Raw genomic sequence first — 17,879 nt, 5'->3', positions numbered from 1 at the left:
GGTCGGTTCGGCTGTCCACGACTGTGCCGGCACCGGTCAGCGCCGCAGCCCGGCCCACTCGTGGTGCCGCCGGACGGTCGACAGGATGAAGTCGACCACCCGTCGGGAGGTGTCCGGCACCTGGTAGTCCGCCGGGCAGGGCACGCCGTCGGCGGCGACCTGCCCGACCGTGGCCCGGACCGCTTCGACCACCCCGGCCGGGTCCAGGCCGGTCATGATGATGCCGCCGGCGTCCAACGCCTCCGGCCGCTCGATCGACTCGCGCAGGGTCACCGCCGGGAAGCCGAGGATCGCGGCCTCCTCGCTGATCGTGCCGCTGTCGGACAACGTGCAGTGGGCGGCCCGCTGCAGGCTCACGTAGTCGAACAGGCCGAACGGCTCATGGAAGGTGATCCGGTCGAGGCTGGTCGGGTCGCTCGCCAGCGCCTCCAACCGCTTACGGGTTCGCGGATGGGTGCTGACCAGCACCGGCAGCGCCCACTCGTCACGGACCGCCCGCAGGCAGTCGAGCAGCCGGTGCAGCCGGTCCGGCCGGTCCACGTTCTCCTCCCGGTGCGCGCTGACCACCACGTACCCACCGGGGGTCAGGCCGAGCTGGTCGAGCACCGTCGAGGCCGCGATGTCGGCCCGGTAGTGGTCCAGGACCTCGCGCATCGGCGAGCCGGTGTGCAGGATCCGGCGCGGGTGCAGGCCCTCGGCGGTCAGGTTGCGCCGGGCGTGCTCGCTGTAGACCAGGTTGAAGTCGCTGACATGGTCGACCAGCCGCCGGTTGGTCTCCTCGGGCACGTTGATGTCGAAGCAGCGGTTGCCCGCCTCCATGTGGTAGACGGGCACCCGCATCCGGCGGGCCATCAGGGCGGCGATGGCGCTGTTGGTGTCGCCCAGCACCAGCAGAGCGTCGGGCCGATGGTCGGCGATCGCCTCCTCGACGCCGACCAGCACCCCACCGAGCACCCGGCCCAGCGAGGTGGTGTCGACGCCGAGGGACCGGTCCGGCGGGCGTAGCCGCAGCTCGGTGAAGAAGACCTCGGACAGGAACGGATCCCAGTTCTGGCCGGTGTGCACCAGCACGTGCTCGACCGTACGGTCCAACCGGTCCATCACCCGGGACAGTCGGATGATCTCCGGCCGGGTGCCGACCACCGTCATCACGCGGGTCATCGCGCTCCTTCTCGCTGCCGTCCGTCGGGAGAACAGGTGCGGGCGGGCACCAGGTCGTCGACCTACGACGGCGCCCGTCTGATAAACGAGCTTTTGCCCGGAAAAGTTATGGTTCCCCGAGACGCGTCGTTCCGGGACCGGCCAGCTGCCCGCATCCGCACATCGCGAGGTCACGATCACCCGGATCTTGCCAACGAAACGCTTTAGGGTAGCCTCACCTAACATGATCGCGACCGCGTTGCACGGCGACGACCTGGTGCTCGGCTACCACCGCACCACCGTCGTCCACGGGGTGTCGGTCGCCATCCGCCCCGGCACGGTGACCGCCCTGATCGGCCCGAACGGCAGTGGCAAGTCCACCGTGCTGCGGTCGCTCGCCCGACTGCACCGGGCCGAATCCGGCCGGGTCCTGCTGCGCCACGACGACGGCGTCGAGCAGGACACCGCGCCACTGTCCGCCCGGGATTTCGCCCGCCGGGTCACCCTGCTGTCGCAGTCCCTGCCGCACCCGTCCGGCCTGCGGATCCGCGACGTCGTGGCGTTCGGACGACACCCGCACCGACGCCGGTTCGGTGCCCTCACCGAGGCCGACCACACCATGATCGACCACGCGATGCGGCTGACCGGAATCACCGCGATGGCGACACGGGCGATCGACCAGCTCTCCGGTGGCGAGTTGCAGCGGGTCTGGCTGGCCACCTGCCTGGCCCAGGACACCGGCGTCCTGCTGCTCGACGAACCGACCAACCATCTCGATCTGCGCTACCAGGTCGAGACCCTCGACCTGGTCCGCGACCTGGCGGACCAGCACACCACGGCGCTCGGCGTCGTCCTGCACGACCTGAACCAGGCGGCGAGCGTCGCCGACCAGGTCGTCCTGCTGCACCAGGGCCGGGTCCGGGCCGTCGGCACCGCCGCCGAGGTGCTGACCGCAGAGCACCTCGGCGAGGTCTACGGACTGCCGATCGACACCACGATGGACCCCGACACCGGCCTGGTACGGGTCGAGCCCCGGGGTAGGCACCACCACCGGCGCCGATAGGCGCCACCACTCACAGTGAGGATCTGATGAAAACCCGATCGATCACGGCTGCCCTCGCGGCCGCCGCGCTGGTTCCCACCCTGCTGGCCGGCTGCGGCACCAGCGACCCGCAGGCCACCACGGACCGTACGCCGCCGCCGACCGCCTCCGGTGAATGCGCCGACGACACCACGACGACCTCGACCGGGCCGGTCGAGGTCACCGACGTGCTCGGACGCACCGTCAGCCTGGACGCCCCGGCCGAACGGGTCGCCGTCCTGGAATGGCAGCAGATCGAGGACGTCCTCACCCTGTGCCGCACGCCGGTCGCGGTCGCCGACGCCGAGGGCTACCGCACCTGGGTCACCGCCGAGGAACTGCCCGACGGGGTCGCCGACGTCGGCGGCCGGGGCGAACCCAACCTGGACGCCCTGTTCGCCGCCAACCCCGATCTGGTGATCGTCGAAGCCACCACCGCCGACGACCCGATCATCACCCAGCTCGCCGAGTACGACGTCCCCGTGCTCGCCACCCGGGGCGCCGACACCGCCGACCCGGTCCAGAACATGCTGGACACGTTCACCCTGATCGCGGAGGCGCTCGGCCGTACCGAACGCGCCGACGTGGTCGTCGAGCAGTTCCAGGCGGGCCTCGATCAGGCGAAACAGGACGTCGCCGCCGCCGGGCCGTCGACCACCGAGTTCGTCTACTTCGACGGCTGGATCCAGGGTGGAAACGTCGCGCTGCGGCCGTTCGGTCAGGGCTCCCTGGTCGGCGAACTCGGCGAGGCGATCGGTCTGACCAACGCCTGGACCGGCGAGGTGGACCCGGCGTACGGTCTCGGGCAGACCGACGTCGAGGGGATCAGCACCGTCGGTGATGCCACCTTCTTCCACACCGGCACCACCGATCCGGCCAGCGACGTCATCGCCGAGCTGCAGAAGAACGAGATCTGGTCGTCGCTGCCCGCCGTCACGCAGGGTCGGGCCCACAGCTTCCCGCCCGGCATCTGGACCTTCGGCGGGCCGCGCTCGTCACAGCAGGTGCTGGACGCGTACGTCGACCTGCTGACCAACTGAGTTCCGTGCGCACCGACGGTCCACCGACGACGAGGACCCGCCCGGCACCGGGTACCGCCACCAGTTCCCCGGTGGCGGTACCCGGCCCGACCGGTCGGACCGTCCTCGGCGGGGTCGCCGCCCTGCTGTCACTCGCGCTCGCCCTGATCGTCGCGGCCGGCTGGCACCTCACTCAGGGCACCGCCGGTCTCGGCCCCGGCGAACTGCTCGGCGCGTTCGGCGACGACAGCGGACCGGCCCGCGACATCCTCGTCGGCTCCCGGCTGCCCCGGCTGGCCGCCGGGGTCGCCGTCGGTTTCGCCCTCGGCGTCGCCGGGGCGATGTTCCAGTCCCTGTCCCGCAACACGCTCGCTTCACCGGACACCCTCGCGGTCACCGGCGGCGCCTACTTCGCGGTCAGCGCCGTCGCGGCGTTCGGGCTCGCGGTGCCGCTGTGGGCCTCGGGCACCGTCGCCTTCGTCGGCGGATTGCTCGCCGCCGCCGCCGTGCTCGGCCTCGCCGGCGGCGCGGGCAGCTCGACCACCCGGCTCGTCCTGGCCGGTTCCGTGGTGGCGATGGCGTTGCAGGCGGCCACGGCCGCGCTGCTGATCAGCTTTCAGGAGGAGACCACCGGGTTGTTCGCCTGGGGCAGCGGGTCGCTGAGCCAACTCGGACTCACCACCTTCCAGTACGCCGCGCCGGTCGTGGCGGCGGCTACCGTCGGCGCGTTGCTGCTGGCCCGGCGGCTCGACGTGCTCGGCGTCGGGGACGACACCGCCGCCGCGCTCGGCGTACCGGTGCGATCGACCCGCGCGGCCGGCACCGTCCTCGCGGTCCTGCTGACCGCGGCGGCGGTGACCCTGGCCGGGCCGATCGGTTTCGTCGGGCTCTGCGCACCGGCGATCACCCGGCTGCTGGCGCGGGCCGTGCCGGCGCTGCATCGACACGCGGTCGGCATCCCGGCGGCCGGCCTCGTCGGGGCGCTGACCGTGGTCGGCGCGGACCTGGCGATCCGGGCCCTGCTCGGCGCCGACCGGGCCGGTCAGGTGCCGACCGGCGTCACCACCACCCTCGCCGGTGCCGTCGTACTCGTCCTGCTCGCCCGGCGGGTCCGCGACTCCGGGCCGACCCGGCAGCCGCCGGGCAGCGGGATGGGGCCACGTTCGCGGCGACGGTTCTGGCTCGTGCTGGCCGCCGTCGGCGTCGCCACCGGGGGTACGGCGCTGCTCGGGCTGCTCGCCGGCAACACCTGGCTGCTCACCGGCGACATCGCGCTGTGGGCGTCCGGTGAGGGACCACCGATGGTCCGGTTCGCCCTCGACGAACGGGCCCCCCGGGTGGCGGCCGCGCTCGTCGCCGGCGGTGCGTTGGCGCTGTCCGGCTGCCTGGTCCAGGCCACCTGTCGCAACCCGCTGGCCGAGCCGGGAATCCTCGGCATCACCGGTGGCGCCGGGCTGGCCGCCGTGATCGTCGTGACCGCTGCCGGCGGCGGTGGGACCACGACGCTGGCCGTGGCCGCGACCGTCGGCGCGCTGGCCGCCTTCGGCCTGGTCTATGCGATCGCCTGGCGGGGCGGGCTGCACACCGACCGGTTGGTCCTGGTGGGCATCGGTGTCTGGTACGCCACGACGGCCCTGACGACGTACCTGCTGGTGCGGTCGAACCCCTGGGACACCCCGAGGATCTACACCTGGTTGTCGGGCACCACGTACGGCCGCAGCTGGGCGCAGGTGGTGCCGGCGGTGATCGCCCTGCTGGTCGCCCTGCCGGTGGCGCTCGCCGCTCGCCGTGAACTCGACCTGCTCGCCCTCGACGAGGACACCCCCCGGCTCGTCGGTGTCGGTCTGGAGCGCCTGCGCCTGCTGGTGCTGGCCGTCGCCGCCGTCCTCGCCGCGATGAGCGTCACGGCGGTTGGAGTCGTCGGTTTCGTCGGCCTGGTCGCGCCGCACGCCGCACGGGCGCTGGTCGGCGGCCGGCACGCCCGGATCATCCCGGTGGCGGCCGGGCTCGGCGTGGTCGGGCTCGGGGTGGCCGACACCATCGGGCGTACCGTGCTGGCACCGGCCCAGTTGCCGGCCGGGCTGGTGGTGGCGCTGGTCGGCGCGCCGTACTTCATCTATCTGCTGGCCCGGTCCCGCGCCTGAGCCCGGTCCGGCGAGGCGCCGCCGAACAGTCGAGTCCACCATGCTCTTCTCTCCGGCGCCCGACTTTGCCCGACGTCACCGACAGAAGTAATGACCACACAGCAAGAGCTTCTGTCGAAGCTAATGAAAGTCTAGTGCGGTCAACCGAAAGACATAGACACATCGACATCAAGTCAGCTAGGGTCTGTCTCACCAGCGTGCGACGGCGGGGAAACCGACGGCGAGGCCCACTCGACCGAACACTCTGGAAGGGCCGGTCTTCGCGAGATCGTCCCGCCGGGGCCGTGGCACCCCCCGGGACAATGCGTATCCGATCGGCGCGGCGGCGCGCGCCAGCACCCTGACGTCGCCCACCCGCCCCTTCACCACGGCAGGCCAGGTCCCGCTACCGTCCACCCTCGTTCACCGGACCCTGGCCACCGCATGCCCTGATCCACTCATCGCACCGCACCCACGACGTCCTCTGTCATACCACAACGGACACTTGCGAAAGGTGTGCCGGCAATGTCAGCTGCCCACGCCAGGTACGGCGAACCCGATCGTCACATCCGACCACCGATCAGCGGCAGACGGGTTGGCACCGCGCTGGCCGCCCTCGTCGGCATGGTGCTCACCGCGACGCTGACCGCGCTACCGGTCAGCGCCCGACCCACCGACGGCGGACCCGCCCCGGCCCGCGACACCCAGGTACTCACCTGGACCGCCGGCAACGACGTCACCGCCTACACCGAGGCCCCGGCGACCGCGGTCCCCGGCCCGGCAACGCTGGTCTTCGAGAACAGCGCCGCGACCGGCAACACCAGCGGCATGCAGCACACCCTCACGTTCGAGACCGGCGACCCGACGTACAACCAGGACGTCGCCGTCAACATCCTGGCCGACCCCTTCGACACCAACGGTGGCCGGTGGAGCGTCGACGTGGTGCTGACCGCCGGCACCTACCGGTACTTCTGCGCCATCCCCGGGCACGGCCTGATGAACGGCATCCTGGTGGTCAGCGACGGCACCACCGAGGACACCACGCCGCCGACGGTGACCGCCGCGTTGTCCGGGCCGCGCGACGACGACGGCGCCTACCTCGGCGCCGCCACCGTCAGCCTGACCGCGACCGACAGTGGCTCCGGCGTCGACAGCATCGAGTACGCCATCGGTGACGGCGGGTTCCAACCGTACGACGCACCGGTCACCGTCAACGAACCCGGCCCACACACGGTGCGTTACCGGGCCACCGACGTCGCCGGCAACACCTCCGACCCCGGGTCGGTGACCTTCACGGTGGTCGCACCCCCGGATCCGGACACCACCGCGCCCACGGTGACCGCCACCGTGTCCGGCGCGCGCGACGACAACGGCGCGTACCTGGGTACGGCGACGGTCGTGCTGACCGCCGTCGACGACGACTCCGGTGTCGCCAGCGTCGAGTACGCCGTCGACGAGGGCCCGTACACCACCTACACGGCGCCGGTGACCGTCAGCCGCCCCGGAGATCACCTGGTGAGCTACCGGGCCACCGACGTCGCCGGCAACGTCTCCGACCCCGCGTCGGTCGCCTTCACCATCGTCACCGGCGGCGTCGATCCGCAGTGCCCGGTGCTCGACACCCGGGCGACGGTGTGGCTGGGCACGGTGAACAGCCGGGTGCCGAACCGGCAGGTCGTCACCGGCTGCACGGTCAACAACCTGATCGCCAGCGAACGGAACTGGCGCAACCACAACGAGTTCATGCAGCATGTCCGCGCGGTGGCGAAGGACCTGCTGGCGCGCGGCGTCATCAGCCCGGCCGAACGGGCGACACTGATCGAGGCGGCCACGGCGTCGGCGGTCGGCAAGTCCGACGCGCAGACCGGCTACCAGTCGATCCTCGGCCGGTCGGGTGCCTCCTTCGCCCAGTGGGAGCAGGTCGGGGCGGGCGGCTTCACCCGCAACGCCGACGGGTCGATCACCAGCAGGCCCGTCGACGGGCTCGGGCTGCTCTGGTTCCCGATCCGCGCCTACGGTGACTTCTCGCTGAAACTGCAGTGGCGCGACGACGCCCCGGGCGACGCCCGGGCCAACAGCGGCGTCTTCGTCCGCTTCCCCGCCGTGCACCAGCACCCGACCCAGCCCCGGCCGGAATGGGTGGCGATCGAGTACGGCCACGAGGTGCAGATCCTCGACGACCCGGCCGGCGATCGCTACAAGACCGGCTCGGTGTACGGCTTCGACGGCGTCGACCTCGACACCGCCGGCGTCACCGCGAAGGGCACCTGGAACGACTACGAGATCCGGGTCGTCGGGCAACACTACTCGATCTTCCGCAACGGCGAACTGGTCAACGACTTCGTCAACACGCCCGACCTCGTCTTCGACCCGCCTCGCGACGGCGACCCTGGCGGCGCGGGCCGCCACCGCGCCGACGGCTACCTCGGCCTGCAGGTGCACGGCGTCGACGACATCGTCAGCTTCCGCAACGTCCGCGTCGCCCCGCTGGCGCCGTGACCAGCGACCGGCGGGACGCTCCCGCCTGCCCCGACCCCCACCGGCTCTGCGAACAGGAACAGACGTTGAACCACAAGACAGACACCGGCACCGTCCCGGTCGGCGCACCGGCCACACCCACCGCCCGACTGCGCGCCGGCACCGGCCGGGCGCTGCTGGTCCTGGCCGTGCTGGCGGCGACCTTCGCCAGCGCCGGCGCCGCGTACGCCGTACGCACCGAAGCCGTCGCCCAGGACGTGGCCGCGCCGGCGGGCGGCGCGGCACCTGACGGCTGCGTCGCGCCCGACCGCGAACTGCAGCTGTACGCGGTGGAGCTGCCCCGCGACCCGGTCACCAACCAGATCCGGCTGGGTTACGGCCTGACCCCGCAGACGGCCTCCTACCCGGGGCCGACGATGGAGATGATCGAAGGCGAATGTCTCGCGATCACGCTGCACAACCAGGTGACCGCCGAGACCCTGGCGCAGCTGCGGACCAACCCGGCGCACCCGCTGGGCGTGTCGCTGCACGTGCACGGGGTCAAGTACACCCAGGACTCCGACGGCACCGTGCACAGTGGGTCGTACGTGGCACCGGGCGAGTCGCGGACCTACACCTGGTACGCGAAACCGCGCAGCTCACGGACGGGATCTCCCGGCACCGCCGGCTACTGGTGGTACCACGACCACGTCGTCGGTGGACCGCACGGCACCCAGGGCCTCAGCTCGGGGCTCTTCGGCGGCCTGGTGGTCCGCCGCCAGGGCGACCCCCGACCGGACCGCACCTACGTCACCGCCTTCGGTGACCGGCAGTCGATCAACCTGCGGCGCGGCGCGGCTGCCGACGACTGCGACCTGGACGACCCGGTGCCCGGCCCGGCCTGCTTCGTCGCCCGGGTCGGCGAACGGGTCGAGTTCATCGTCATCGGCCTCGGCGACGACATGCACACCTGGCACGTCCACGGCCATTCCTGGGCCGACACCCGTACCGGCGTGGTGGCCGGCGACAACAAGGCCATCGTCGACTCGATCCCGGTGATCGACAACAAGACCCTCGGGCCGGGCGACTCGTTCGGCGTCACCATCGTCGCAGGTGACTCGGTCGGACCGGGCCACTGGATGCTGCACTGCCACATGCAGTTCCACTCCGATCTGGGCATGGCGACCACGCTGCACGTGCTCGACGAGAACGGACAGATGCCGCCCGGCGGCCACCACCACCGCCAGGTCCTGCACCCCGCCTCGACCGACGACGCCGCGCAGGTGCCGGCCGACGCGGCCGGGGTACCGGCCGACGCCGCGGCGGCGCACGCCGCACACCGCTGACCCCTCCCCCACCCCGGCACACCCCGCCGGGCCGCCATAAGGAGCAGGAATGGCCCACCGACGCCATTTCACCTTCCCCCGACTACGTCACCGACCCGCCCGACCGGGTGCCGCCCGCCGACGCGGCACCGCGCTGGCGGCGACCGTGACCCTGCTGGCCGGCCTGCTGACCGCCCCGGTCTCCGCCGCCCAGGCCTACACCGCACCCCCGACCTGGGGTAACCGGGTCGTCAACGTCCTGGTCTTCCACGGCCCCGAGGCCGAGCAGGAAGATCCGGTACGCCGCGCCACCAACGTCATCCGCCGGCTCGGCAACGAACACGGCTTCTACGTGCACTCCGCCGACGATCCGGCGGTGTTCAACGCGGACAACCTGGCCCGCTACCGCAGCGTCGTGTTCCTGTCCGCGCACGGCGTCACCCTCGACAGCGCGCAGGAGGCGGCCCTGCAGGCGTACGTCAAAGGTGGTGGCGGGTTCGTCGGCGTCCACGACGCCGCGTACGCCCAGTCCGGGTCGGAGTGGTTCACCGGCCTGCTCGGCACCCGACCGGCCCCGACCCTGCCACCGGCGGAGACGGTTACCGAGGCGAGTGCCAGCGGCAACAACCCGCCGAACGAGACCGCCAGCCACGCCTTCGACCGCGCCACCGGCACCAAGTGGCTGACCCGCTCCCCGACCGGCTGGCTCGCCGGTGAGCTGGCCGAGCCGACCGTGGTCAACCGGTACGCGCTCACCTCGGCCAACGACTTCCCCGGCCGGGACCCACGGGACTGGACTCTGCAGGGATCCAACGACGGCGAGAACTGGACCGATCTGGACCGCCGGACCGGGCAGAGCTTCCCACAGCGGTTCCTCACCCGGCAGTTCGCGTTCGACAACACCGACCCCTACCGGCACTACCGGCTGAACATCACCGCGAACAGCGGCGAGCCGCTGACCCAGCTCGCCGAGCTCTGGCTGATCGGCGCCGACGCCGGTGCGGCGCCGGAGACCCAGGTCCAGCAGGCAGAGGTCGACGTCACCGACCGCAACCATCCGGCGACCCACGACCTGCCAATGAACTGGACCCGCGACGACCAGTGGATCAGCTGGGACCCGAACCCGGTCGGCCGGGTGCACGTCGTCGCCCAGGTCGACGAGGCCAGCTACGACGCGGGGCTCAGCGGCAACGGGCCGTTCCACCCGGTCGCCTGGTGTCACGACTACGACGGCGGTCGGTCCTTCTACACCGGCATGGGCCGTACGGAGGCCAGCTGGGCGCAGGACGAGCTGTTCCGCGACCACATCCTCGGCGCGATCAGCTGGACCGCCGGTACGGTCCGGGGCGACTGCCAGGCGACGATCGCCGCCAACTACCGGGTGGAACGGCTCACCGGCGCCAACCAGCAGGGTCAGATGGACCAGATCGGCGAGCCGCACGGGCTGACCATCGCCCCGGACGGCACCGTGTTCTATCTCGGCCGCGCCGCCTGCGCCACCGGCGCCGTCCCGGACTGGTCGAACCCGAACGTCGGCAAGGGCTGCGGCACCATCCACCAGTGGAACCCTCGGACCAAACAGGTCACGCTGCTCACCACGTTGGAGGTGATGGGCAACCGGGGCAGCGGCAGCGAACTGGTCAAGAGCGAGGAGGGTCTGCTGGGGATGACCCTGGATCCGGCGTTCACCGACAACGGCTGGTTCTACGTGTACTGGATGCCGCACGCCACGATCGACCGCGACAAACGGGTCGGCCGGCGGACCATCTCCCGGTTCACCTACGACCACGACACCGCCAGCATCGACCAGGCCACCCGCGTCGACCTGCTGGACTGGGAGACCCAGATCCACAGCTGCTGCCACGCGGGCGGCGGGATGACCTTCGACGACGCGGGCAACCTGTACGTCAGCACCGGCGACGCCAACTCCTCCGGCGGATCCAGCGGCTACTCCGGCAACAACTGGACCCAGGAGTACGCCGGGATCTCGTTCCAGGACGCCCGCCGGACCGCCGGCAACACGAACAGCCTCGACGGCAAGATCCTGCGGATCCGGCCGGAACCGGACGGCACGTACAGCATCCCGGAGGGCAACCTGTTCACCGGCGATGAGGAAGGCGGCGGCAAGACCCGACCGGAGATCTACGTGATGGGCGTACGCAACCCGTCGCGGATCGCCTGGGACCCGGTCAACGACTGGCTGACCGCTGCCTGGGTCGGCCCGGACGCCACCAACCCGGACCCCGAGCTGGGGCCGGCGAAGTACGAGCACGCCACGATCATCACGTCGGCCGGTAACCAGGGCTGGCCGTACTGCATGGGCAACCGCCAGCCGTACCGGGACCGCAGCAACACCGACGCGACGGTGCTGACCGGCTGGTACGACTGCGCCAACCCGCGCAACACCTCGCCGCGCAACACCGGCCTGGTGGAGCTGCCGCCGGTGCGTGACAGCATGATCTGGTACTCGCCGCAGGGCGGCGGGCCGGTCTTCCCGACCCGCACCGACGGCAGCGGACTACCGACGTACGTGCCCGGCGAGGAGACCTTCACCCGGCCGTACCTGCGCGGTGGCGGCCAGGCGGTGATGAACGGGCCGACGTACCACCGGTCACAGGTCGACACCGACAGCGGGGTGGCCTGGCCGGCGCACTGGGACGGCAAGTGGTTCATCGGCGATCAGTCCAACGCGGACAACCGAGTGGCGGTCACCGTGGACCCGGCGGTGGTGCCCGACCAGGGTGCCCCCGCCTACGCGGAGGATCTACGGAGGATCATTCCCGGTGGGAACGGCGGCACCCAGTTGCAGCACTGGATGGACGCCAAGTTCGGCCCGGACGGTGCGCTGTACCTGCTGGACTACGGCGGCGGCTTCTTCACCCTGCACAGCAACCAGAAGCTGATCCGGATCGTCTACGAGGGCGGCGCGCCGACCCCCGGTCCGGAGTACGCCTCGGCCCGGGTCCCGGACCCGAGCAACCCGCGGACGGTGGCCTTCTCCAGCCACCGGGCGGGTGGCGTCGCCTGGGAGTGGACCTTCGGCGAGGGCAACCGGGTCTCGAACCAGCCGCACCCGACGCACACCTACCGCGGTCACGGCAGATTCGAGGCGACGGTGAAGGTCACCTACGCCGACGGTGAGGTGGCCACGCACACCGTCGTGGTCGACACCGGCTGCGACGCCCCGGACGCCCGCCAGACGGTGTGGCTGCTCGACACCGACACCGGCGTACCGAACCGCGACGCTGCGGCCGGATGCACGGTCAACGACCTCATCGACGACGAACGGCAGTGGCCGAACCAGGGCTCGTTCATCAGCCACCTCGACGAGGTGCTGGCGCAGCTGGACGACGACGAGGTGCTCGACGCCGCCGAAATGGCGACGCTGCGGGCGGCCGGAGAAGCATCGCTGATCGGGCGGACGGCCGGATACCGGCCGCTGTTCGACGGCACCGGACACTCGTTGGCCGACTGGCGGCAGGCGCCCGGGGGCACGTTCCGGCTGCTGCCCGACGGTGGGATCAGCACCTCGGGTGGGCTGGGGATGCTCTGGTACGGGGCCGAGGAGTTCGCCGACTACTCGCTGCGGCTGCAGTTCAAGGACGTCTCACCCGGGGACGTCCGGGCCAACAGCGGGGTGTTCGTCCGGTTCCCCGACCCGACGGTGCCGGTCGACGACCGGCCGGCGGGCAGCTGCGGCACCGTCGGCTCGGCCCGCAGCTCGCAGGCCTGGGTGGCGATCTACTGCGGTCACGAGATCCAGCTCTACGACGGGACCGCCGGGGAGACGCAGAAGACCGGCTCGGTCTACAACTTCCAGCCCAACAACCTGGAGCAGGCACGACCGACGCCGAAGGACGAATGGAACGACTACGAGATCAGGGTCGTCGGCCAGCGCTACACGATCATCCGCAACGGGGTGACGATCAGCGAGTTCGACAACGTACCCGGCAAGCAGTCGTCGCGCGCCGGTGACCCGCCGACGGACCTGCGCCAGTTCGTCAGCGGCTTCGTCGGGCTGCAGAACCACGGTGGCAACGACGTGATGGAGTTCCGCAACGTGCGGCTGCGGACGCTCTGACCGGCGGCGCCGGGCACGGGCTCAGCGTCCGTGCCCGGCGCGCACTCCGTTCCGGGCGGCACAATCGTCTGGCAGTATTGCCACAGAGTGGCAACAACAGATCATGTGCACCAAGACCGGAGGAAGCTGCCCGATGGCCGTTTACACCCTGCCCGACATGCCCTACGACTACGGCGCGCTCGAACCGGCCATGTCCGGCGAGATCCTGGAACTGCACCACAGCAAGCACCACGCCGCGTACGTCAAGGGCAGCAACGACGCGCTCGACCAGCTCGCCGAGGCGCGGGAGAAGGGCGACTACACCACCCTGGTCGGCCTGGAGAAGACGTTCGCGTTCAACCTCTCCGGCCACGTCCTGCACTCGATCTTCTGGAACAACCTCTCCCCCGACGGCGGAGACCGCCCCGACGGCGAGTTGGCCGCCGCGATCGACGAGCACCTCGGCTCGTTCGAGGCGTTCGCCGGACAACTGTCGGCAGCCACCAAGGGCGTGCAGGGCTCCGGCTGGGGTGTCCTCGCCTGGGAGCCGCTCGGCCAGCGGCTCATCATCGAGCAGGTCTACGACCACCACGGCAACGTCGGGCAGGGCAGCACGCCGATCCTGGTCTTCGACGCCTGGGAGCACGCCTACTACCTGCAGTACCGCAACGTCCGCCCGGACTACGTCGACCGGCTCTGGAGCCTGGTGAACTGGGCCGACGTCGCCGCCCGGTTCGACGCCGCCCGCGCCACCAAGCCCGCGATCTGACGCGTGGACCCCGTGCCCAGTAGTGCCGAAGTGGTGCAACGGGCCGCCGGCGTCATCGCCGCGCACCGTCGCGGCGACACCGACGGTGCCGAGCAGCTGCTGGCGGCGTTCCCGACCGAACAGGCCAAGACCCTCGGCTTCTACCTGCTGGCCGACCTGGCGCTCGGTCTGGTCCGAGCCCAGACCGGGCAGAGCATGGACGATCTCGTGCAGGAGCTCTCCCTGCACCTGGCCAACGGTGCCGACCAGCCACCGACGCGAGGTTGACCACGGCAACCGTAACGGCGGACCACCGCCCCGGGTCGCAGTTGCGGACCCGGGGCGGGCAGCCGGGCCGTTGATCAGTCGGCCATGACGGCGGGCTCCGGCGCGGGGAACAGTCCGTCGAAGACCACACCCCGATCGAACGACATGGCGTACGCCCTGGCCCGCACTTCGCGGTCGAGCTTCTCGGCGGCGGACATCTCCAGCACGACCCGGTCCACCGTCTCGGCCAACGCGGCGATGTCACCGGCCTCGACGATGACGGCGGTGTCACCGACCGCCTCGCCGGTGCCACCGGTCAGGGTGGTCACGATCGGCCCGCCACCGGCGAGCGCCTTCTCCGCCAGGGCGATGCCGAAGGTCTCGACGAAGTCGGGCTCCGGCTTGGTCGGCAGGACGTACGCCGCACAGCCGGCCATCAACAGCGGCTTCTCGTCGTCGTCCACGTCGGTGAGGAACGTGATCCTGTCGTCCTCCTTGGACATTGCCTGGACGTGCTCCAGCGCTGGGCCGGTGCCGGCCACGACCAGCTCGACCTCGTCCCGGCAGCGCATCTGGCCGTACGCGATGACCAGGTCGTAGATCCCTTTGGCCCGTGCCACCCGGGACAGGAAGAGCAGGTAGCCGCCCCGCCGCAGCCCACGCCGGGCGAGCGCTTCGTCCACCGCCGCCGGGTCAAGGTCGAGGTACGCCGAGGTGTCGATCGGCGGGTAGCTCACCGTCACCCGCTCACGGCACTGATCGGCGAAGTTGGTGCCGCAGTGCGCGTCGACCTGCTCCGCCGACGCCACGATCTCGTCCCGGGTGTACTCCGACACGGCGACCAGCTCGTCGCTGGCCAGGAAGGTCGTGAACAGCACGGTGGCGGCACCGAACCGGCCCTCGCGCAGACAGGACGCGATCACGTTGGTGACGTCGGAGCCGACCGCTTTCGCGACGGTACGCACGTCCGTGGTGAACCCGGCGGCCCGTGCGGCCGTCACCGCGTCGTTGACCACGGTCGTGTGCGGCACGAGGTACATCGACAGACAGGTGGTGGGCACGCCGTCGGCGAGCAGTTCGACCAGGCGGCCGGTGAGCCCGGCGAGGTGCCTGCCGTCGGGCACCCGGTAGTCCCCGACCGGCTCCGGCCGTTCCACCGTGATCCCCGGGCTGTACGGCAGCAGCCGGTCCAGCGGCTTGAGCGGCAACCCGGCCGCCTGCAGCGTCGCGATCGGCCAGGTCAACAGTCGGACGTCGGTGAAGCCACGGGTCAGCGCGACCTCGGCGAGGTTACGTGCCTCGCCGGAATGGCCGCAGATCACCGGGTCGGCCCGGACCACGATGACGAGGCGGCGGGAGGGTCTGGTCAACGGGCATCCTCTACGGCGGGGTGGAACGTGGACAGCGACGGTGGGCGGCTCTCGCATCCCCAGCGCGACGGTTGCGGGCCGAGCCGCAGGTGCAGCCGGCCACCCCGGTGCACGTCGGCGGCGGTGAGGAAGGTGGTGTGCAGCGGCTCGCCGTTGAGGGTGGCCGACTGGACGTACTGCGGTGCCGGGTCGTGGTCCAGGCCGTCGGACCCGATCGGGGTCTCCCGGTGCCCGCTGGTCTCGACCACGAACTCCGCGTCGCCGACCCGCAGCGCGGCCCGGGCGAACGCGGGCGTGTTGACCAGGAACAGACTCTGTCCGGCGACCGGGAACAGCCCCAGCGAGGCCCACACGTACCAGGAGCTGAGCGCCCCGGAGTCGTCGTTGCCGGGCAGCCCTCCTGGTCCGGTGCCGAACTGCCAGGTCAGCGCCGCCTGGACGACCCGCGCGGTCCGATCGGGCCGGCCCGCGTAGTGGTACGCCCAGGGCGCTTCCATGTCCGGTTCGTTGTTGAGCCCTTCGAACCGGTTCAGCGCGTACCCGGCGGCCATCTCCGCCGGCGACGGTCGCCGGCCGGGCTGGGTCACCGGGTCCGCGCCGAAGCCGAAGAAGCGGTCGAGCTTGGCGACGAACGCGTCGTCACCGCCGGCGAGCGCGATCCGCGCGGCCATGTCGTGCAGCAGCCGGAACGAGTAGTTCCACTTGCCGCCTTCGTAGAACTCCGAGTCCCGCAGCAGCCCGGTGGCCGGGTCGAACGCGTTCACCCACTGCCGGCTGCGCCGTTCCAGGTCGTCGGCGAGCCGCCGGTCGTTGAGCGCCCGGGCGACCTTGGCGGTGCAGTGGTGGGCGTAGGCGAGATCGAGAGTGTGGGTGATCGGATGCACGAGGCCGTGCTCGAAGAAGTCCTCGCCGTAGAGCCGGCGCAGGTCGTCGACCATGTGCACCAGTGCCCAGTTCCAGTCCAGCCCGGGCGAACCGAGGGCGTGAGCGTCGGCCAGGGCGGTGTGCGCCAGCGCACTCGCCTGGCGGAAGAACCGGTCGGCGCCACGGGCCATCCGGTAGCCGATCGGGAAGTTGCCCTCCTCCTCGCACACCCGGATGAGCGACTCCAGCAGGTCGGTGGCCCGCTGCGGCACGATCGCGGCGAGCAGCGGCAGCTGCGTCTTGTAGATGTCCCACATCGTGCAGATGTCGAAGGCGTACGGCCCCGAGGTCGGCCAGAACGGGCTCTCGTCGTCGGCGAAGCAGGGTTTGATCAGGGAGTGGTAGACGGCGGTGGCCAGAACGGTGCGGCGGGCCGGCGTACCGCCGTCGACCTGGACGCGGTCCAGGTGCTCGGCCCACCGGGTCCGGGTCGCCACCCGGACCTGGTCGAAACCCGGCTGCGCCGGCCAGCATTCCTGCTCCAGGTTGCGCCGGGCCTGCTCACAGCCGCGCAGCGAGAAGCCGAGCCGCACCTCGACGGTCTGCCCGGCGGCGGCCGGTCCCATCATCAGCATCCCGAACGGCCGCAGCGTGGTGTGTCGGATGCTGTCGAAGTCCAGCCGGGTGCCGCCGTCGATGAGCCGCCGGTCGTACCAGAGCATCTGCCGCCAGCCGGGGCTGTCCACCTCCAGGTAGACCGACAGCGGCACGCCCTCCATCACCACGGTCGCCTGGGCCCGGCCGTGGCCCATGGCCTCGACCTGGGCTCGCAGCGGCACCGTGCGGCCCAGCTCGATGCCCAGACCGCCGCAGGACAGGTCGACCACCACCCGGGCGCTGCGGTGCGCGGGGAACGTGTACCGGTGCACGGCGACCTTCGCCCCGACGGTGATCTCGCAGCGCACCCCGGTGTCCAACGTCGCGGCGTAGTAGCCGGCCTCGGCGGTCTCGTCGTGCAGCGCCCAGGCCTGACCGAGCCCGTCCAGCGGCTCGATCATCGGAGTCACCCGGACGTAGTTGTAGTACTTGCGGATCGCCCCGGTGCCGGACTGCTGGAAGTGGGTGAACCCGGACGCCTGCAGCCGGTCGAACATCTCCTCGGGCACGCCCTCGGTGTTCTTCGAGTACCGGCCGTACCCGGTCGGGTAGGCACCGGAGTAGGCACAGGCCGACACCATGCCCAACGGCGAGGTCGCGCCCGGATGGGTGTTGCCCACCTGCGGCTTCGGCCACCACCACGTGGCGGCCGGACCGTACGACCGGGGCAGGTCGGTCGCTCCGGTACCGATGAACGGGTCGATGTCGTCGAGAATGACCGGACGCTACCAACGCGCCGGCCCCGACGGGTTTCCGCGAGATGAATTC

At 71.2% G+C, this 17,879-nt stretch carries 10 protein-coding genes and 1 pseudogene; 8 read left to right on the top strand and 3 right to left on the bottom strand.

The features are described 5' to 3' along the window. Positions 1-36: 36 nt before the first annotated feature. The gene (gene wecB / locus O7608_RS19100; protein ID WP_289205889.1) at positions 37-1,161 is read right to left on the bottom strand and encodes a non-hydrolyzing UDP-N-acetylglucosamine 2-epimerase; all 1,125 of its coding nucleotides are present in this window, start codon (positions 1,159-1,161) and stop codon (positions 37-39) included. Between the two features lie 223 nt (positions 1,162-1,384). Between wecB and O7608_RS19095 the strand changes: the two genes are divergently transcribed. The 8 genes and pseudogenes from O7608_RS19095 to O7608_RS19060 all read left to right on the top strand — a co-directional run bounded on the left by O7608_RS19095 (position 1,385) and on the right by O7608_RS19060 (position 14,241). Further along, complete coding sequence (locus O7608_RS19095) at positions 1,385-2,203, top strand: ABC transporter ATP-binding protein (RefSeq protein ID WP_289205888.1); 819 nt, start codon at positions 1,385-1,387, stop codon at positions 2,201-2,203. 26 nt (positions 2,204-2,229) lie between these two features. Beyond that, the gene (locus O7608_RS19090; protein ID WP_289205887.1) at positions 2,230-3,261 is read left to right on the top strand and encodes an iron-siderophore ABC transporter substrate-binding protein; all 1,032 of its coding nucleotides are present in this window, start codon (positions 2,230-2,232) and stop codon (positions 3,259-3,261) included. Between the two features lie 5 nt (positions 3,262-3,266). Next, positions 3,267-5,384, top strand: a complete 2,118-nt coding sequence (locus O7608_RS19085; protein WP_289205886.1) for an iron ABC transporter permease — start codon at positions 3,267-3,269, stop codon at positions 5,382-5,384. 1,014 nt (positions 5,385-6,398) lie between these two features. After that, a pseudogene (locus O7608_RS19080) lies at positions 6,399-7,862 on the top strand (OmpL47-type beta-barrel domain-containing protein); the annotation flags it as partial. Beyond that, a complete protein-coding gene (locus tag O7608_RS19075; RefSeq protein ID WP_289205884.1) occupies positions 7,859-9,166 on the top strand; it encodes a multicopper oxidase domain-containing protein in 1,308 nt (435 codons plus the stop codon). The pseudogene O7608_RS19080 and the gene O7608_RS19075, both read left to right, overlap by 4 nt. Before the next feature lie 49 nt (positions 9,167-9,215). Then, positions 9,216-13,226 (top strand): ThuA domain-containing protein, encoded by a 4,011-nt coding sequence (locus O7608_RS19070; RefSeq protein WP_289205883.1) that lies wholly within the window; start codon positions 9,216-9,218, stop codon positions 13,224-13,226. A gap of 133 nt (positions 13,227-13,359) precedes the next feature. Next, entirely contained in the window at positions 13,360-13,974 is a 615-nt protein-coding gene (locus O7608_RS19065; protein WP_289205882.1) for a superoxide dismutase, read from the top strand. A 12-nt stretch (positions 13,975-13,986) separates the two neighbouring features. Next, a complete protein-coding gene (locus O7608_RS19060; RefSeq protein ID WP_289205881.1) occupies positions 13,987-14,241 on the top strand; it encodes a superoxide dismutase in 255 nt (84 codons plus the stop codon). 74 nt (positions 14,242-14,315) lie between these two features. On the opposite strand, the gene O7608_RS19055 is transcribed toward O7608_RS19060, so the two are convergent. Beyond that, entirely contained in the window at positions 14,316-15,590 is a 1,275-nt protein-coding gene (locus O7608_RS19055) for a glycosyltransferase (RefSeq protein ID WP_289205880.1), read from the bottom strand. Next, on the bottom strand, positions 15,587-17,803 hold the full coding sequence (locus O7608_RS19050) for a glycoside hydrolase domain-containing protein (RefSeq protein ID WP_289210950.1): 2,217 nt from the start codon (positions 17,801-17,803) through the stop codon (positions 15,587-15,589). The genes O7608_RS19055 and O7608_RS19050 overlap by 4 nt, the downstream gene beginning before the upstream one ends. Positions 17,804-17,879: the final 76 nt, after the last annotated feature.

It is taken from the genome of Solwaraspora sp. WMMA2056 (assembly GCF_030345095.1).
GTDB lineage: Bacteria > Actinomycetota > Actinomycetes > Mycobacteriales > Micromonosporaceae > Micromonospora_E.
The sequence above is the reverse complement of the archived record's forward strand: the minus strand, read 5'-3'. Positions and strand labels throughout refer to the sequence as shown.

Coding starts and splice junctions, on each gene's coding strand:
- wecB (WP_289205889.1), bottom strand. CDS start 1,161: ATGACCCGCGTGATGACGGTGGTCGGCACCCGGCCGGAGATCATCCGA.
- O7608_RS19095 (WP_289205888.1), top strand. CDS start 1,385: ATGATCGCGACCGCGTTGCACGGCGACGACCTGGTGCTCGGCTACCAC.
- O7608_RS19090 (WP_289205887.1), top strand. CDS start 2,230: ATGAAAACCCGATCGATCACGGCTGCCCTCGCGGCCGCCGCGCTGGTT.
- O7608_RS19070 (WP_289205883.1), top strand. CDS start 9,216: ATGGCCCACCGACGCCATTTCACCTTCCCCCGACTACGTCACCGACCC.
- O7608_RS19065 (WP_289205882.1), top strand. CDS start 13,360: ATGGCCGTTTACACCCTGCCCGACATGCCCTACGACTACGGCGCGCTC.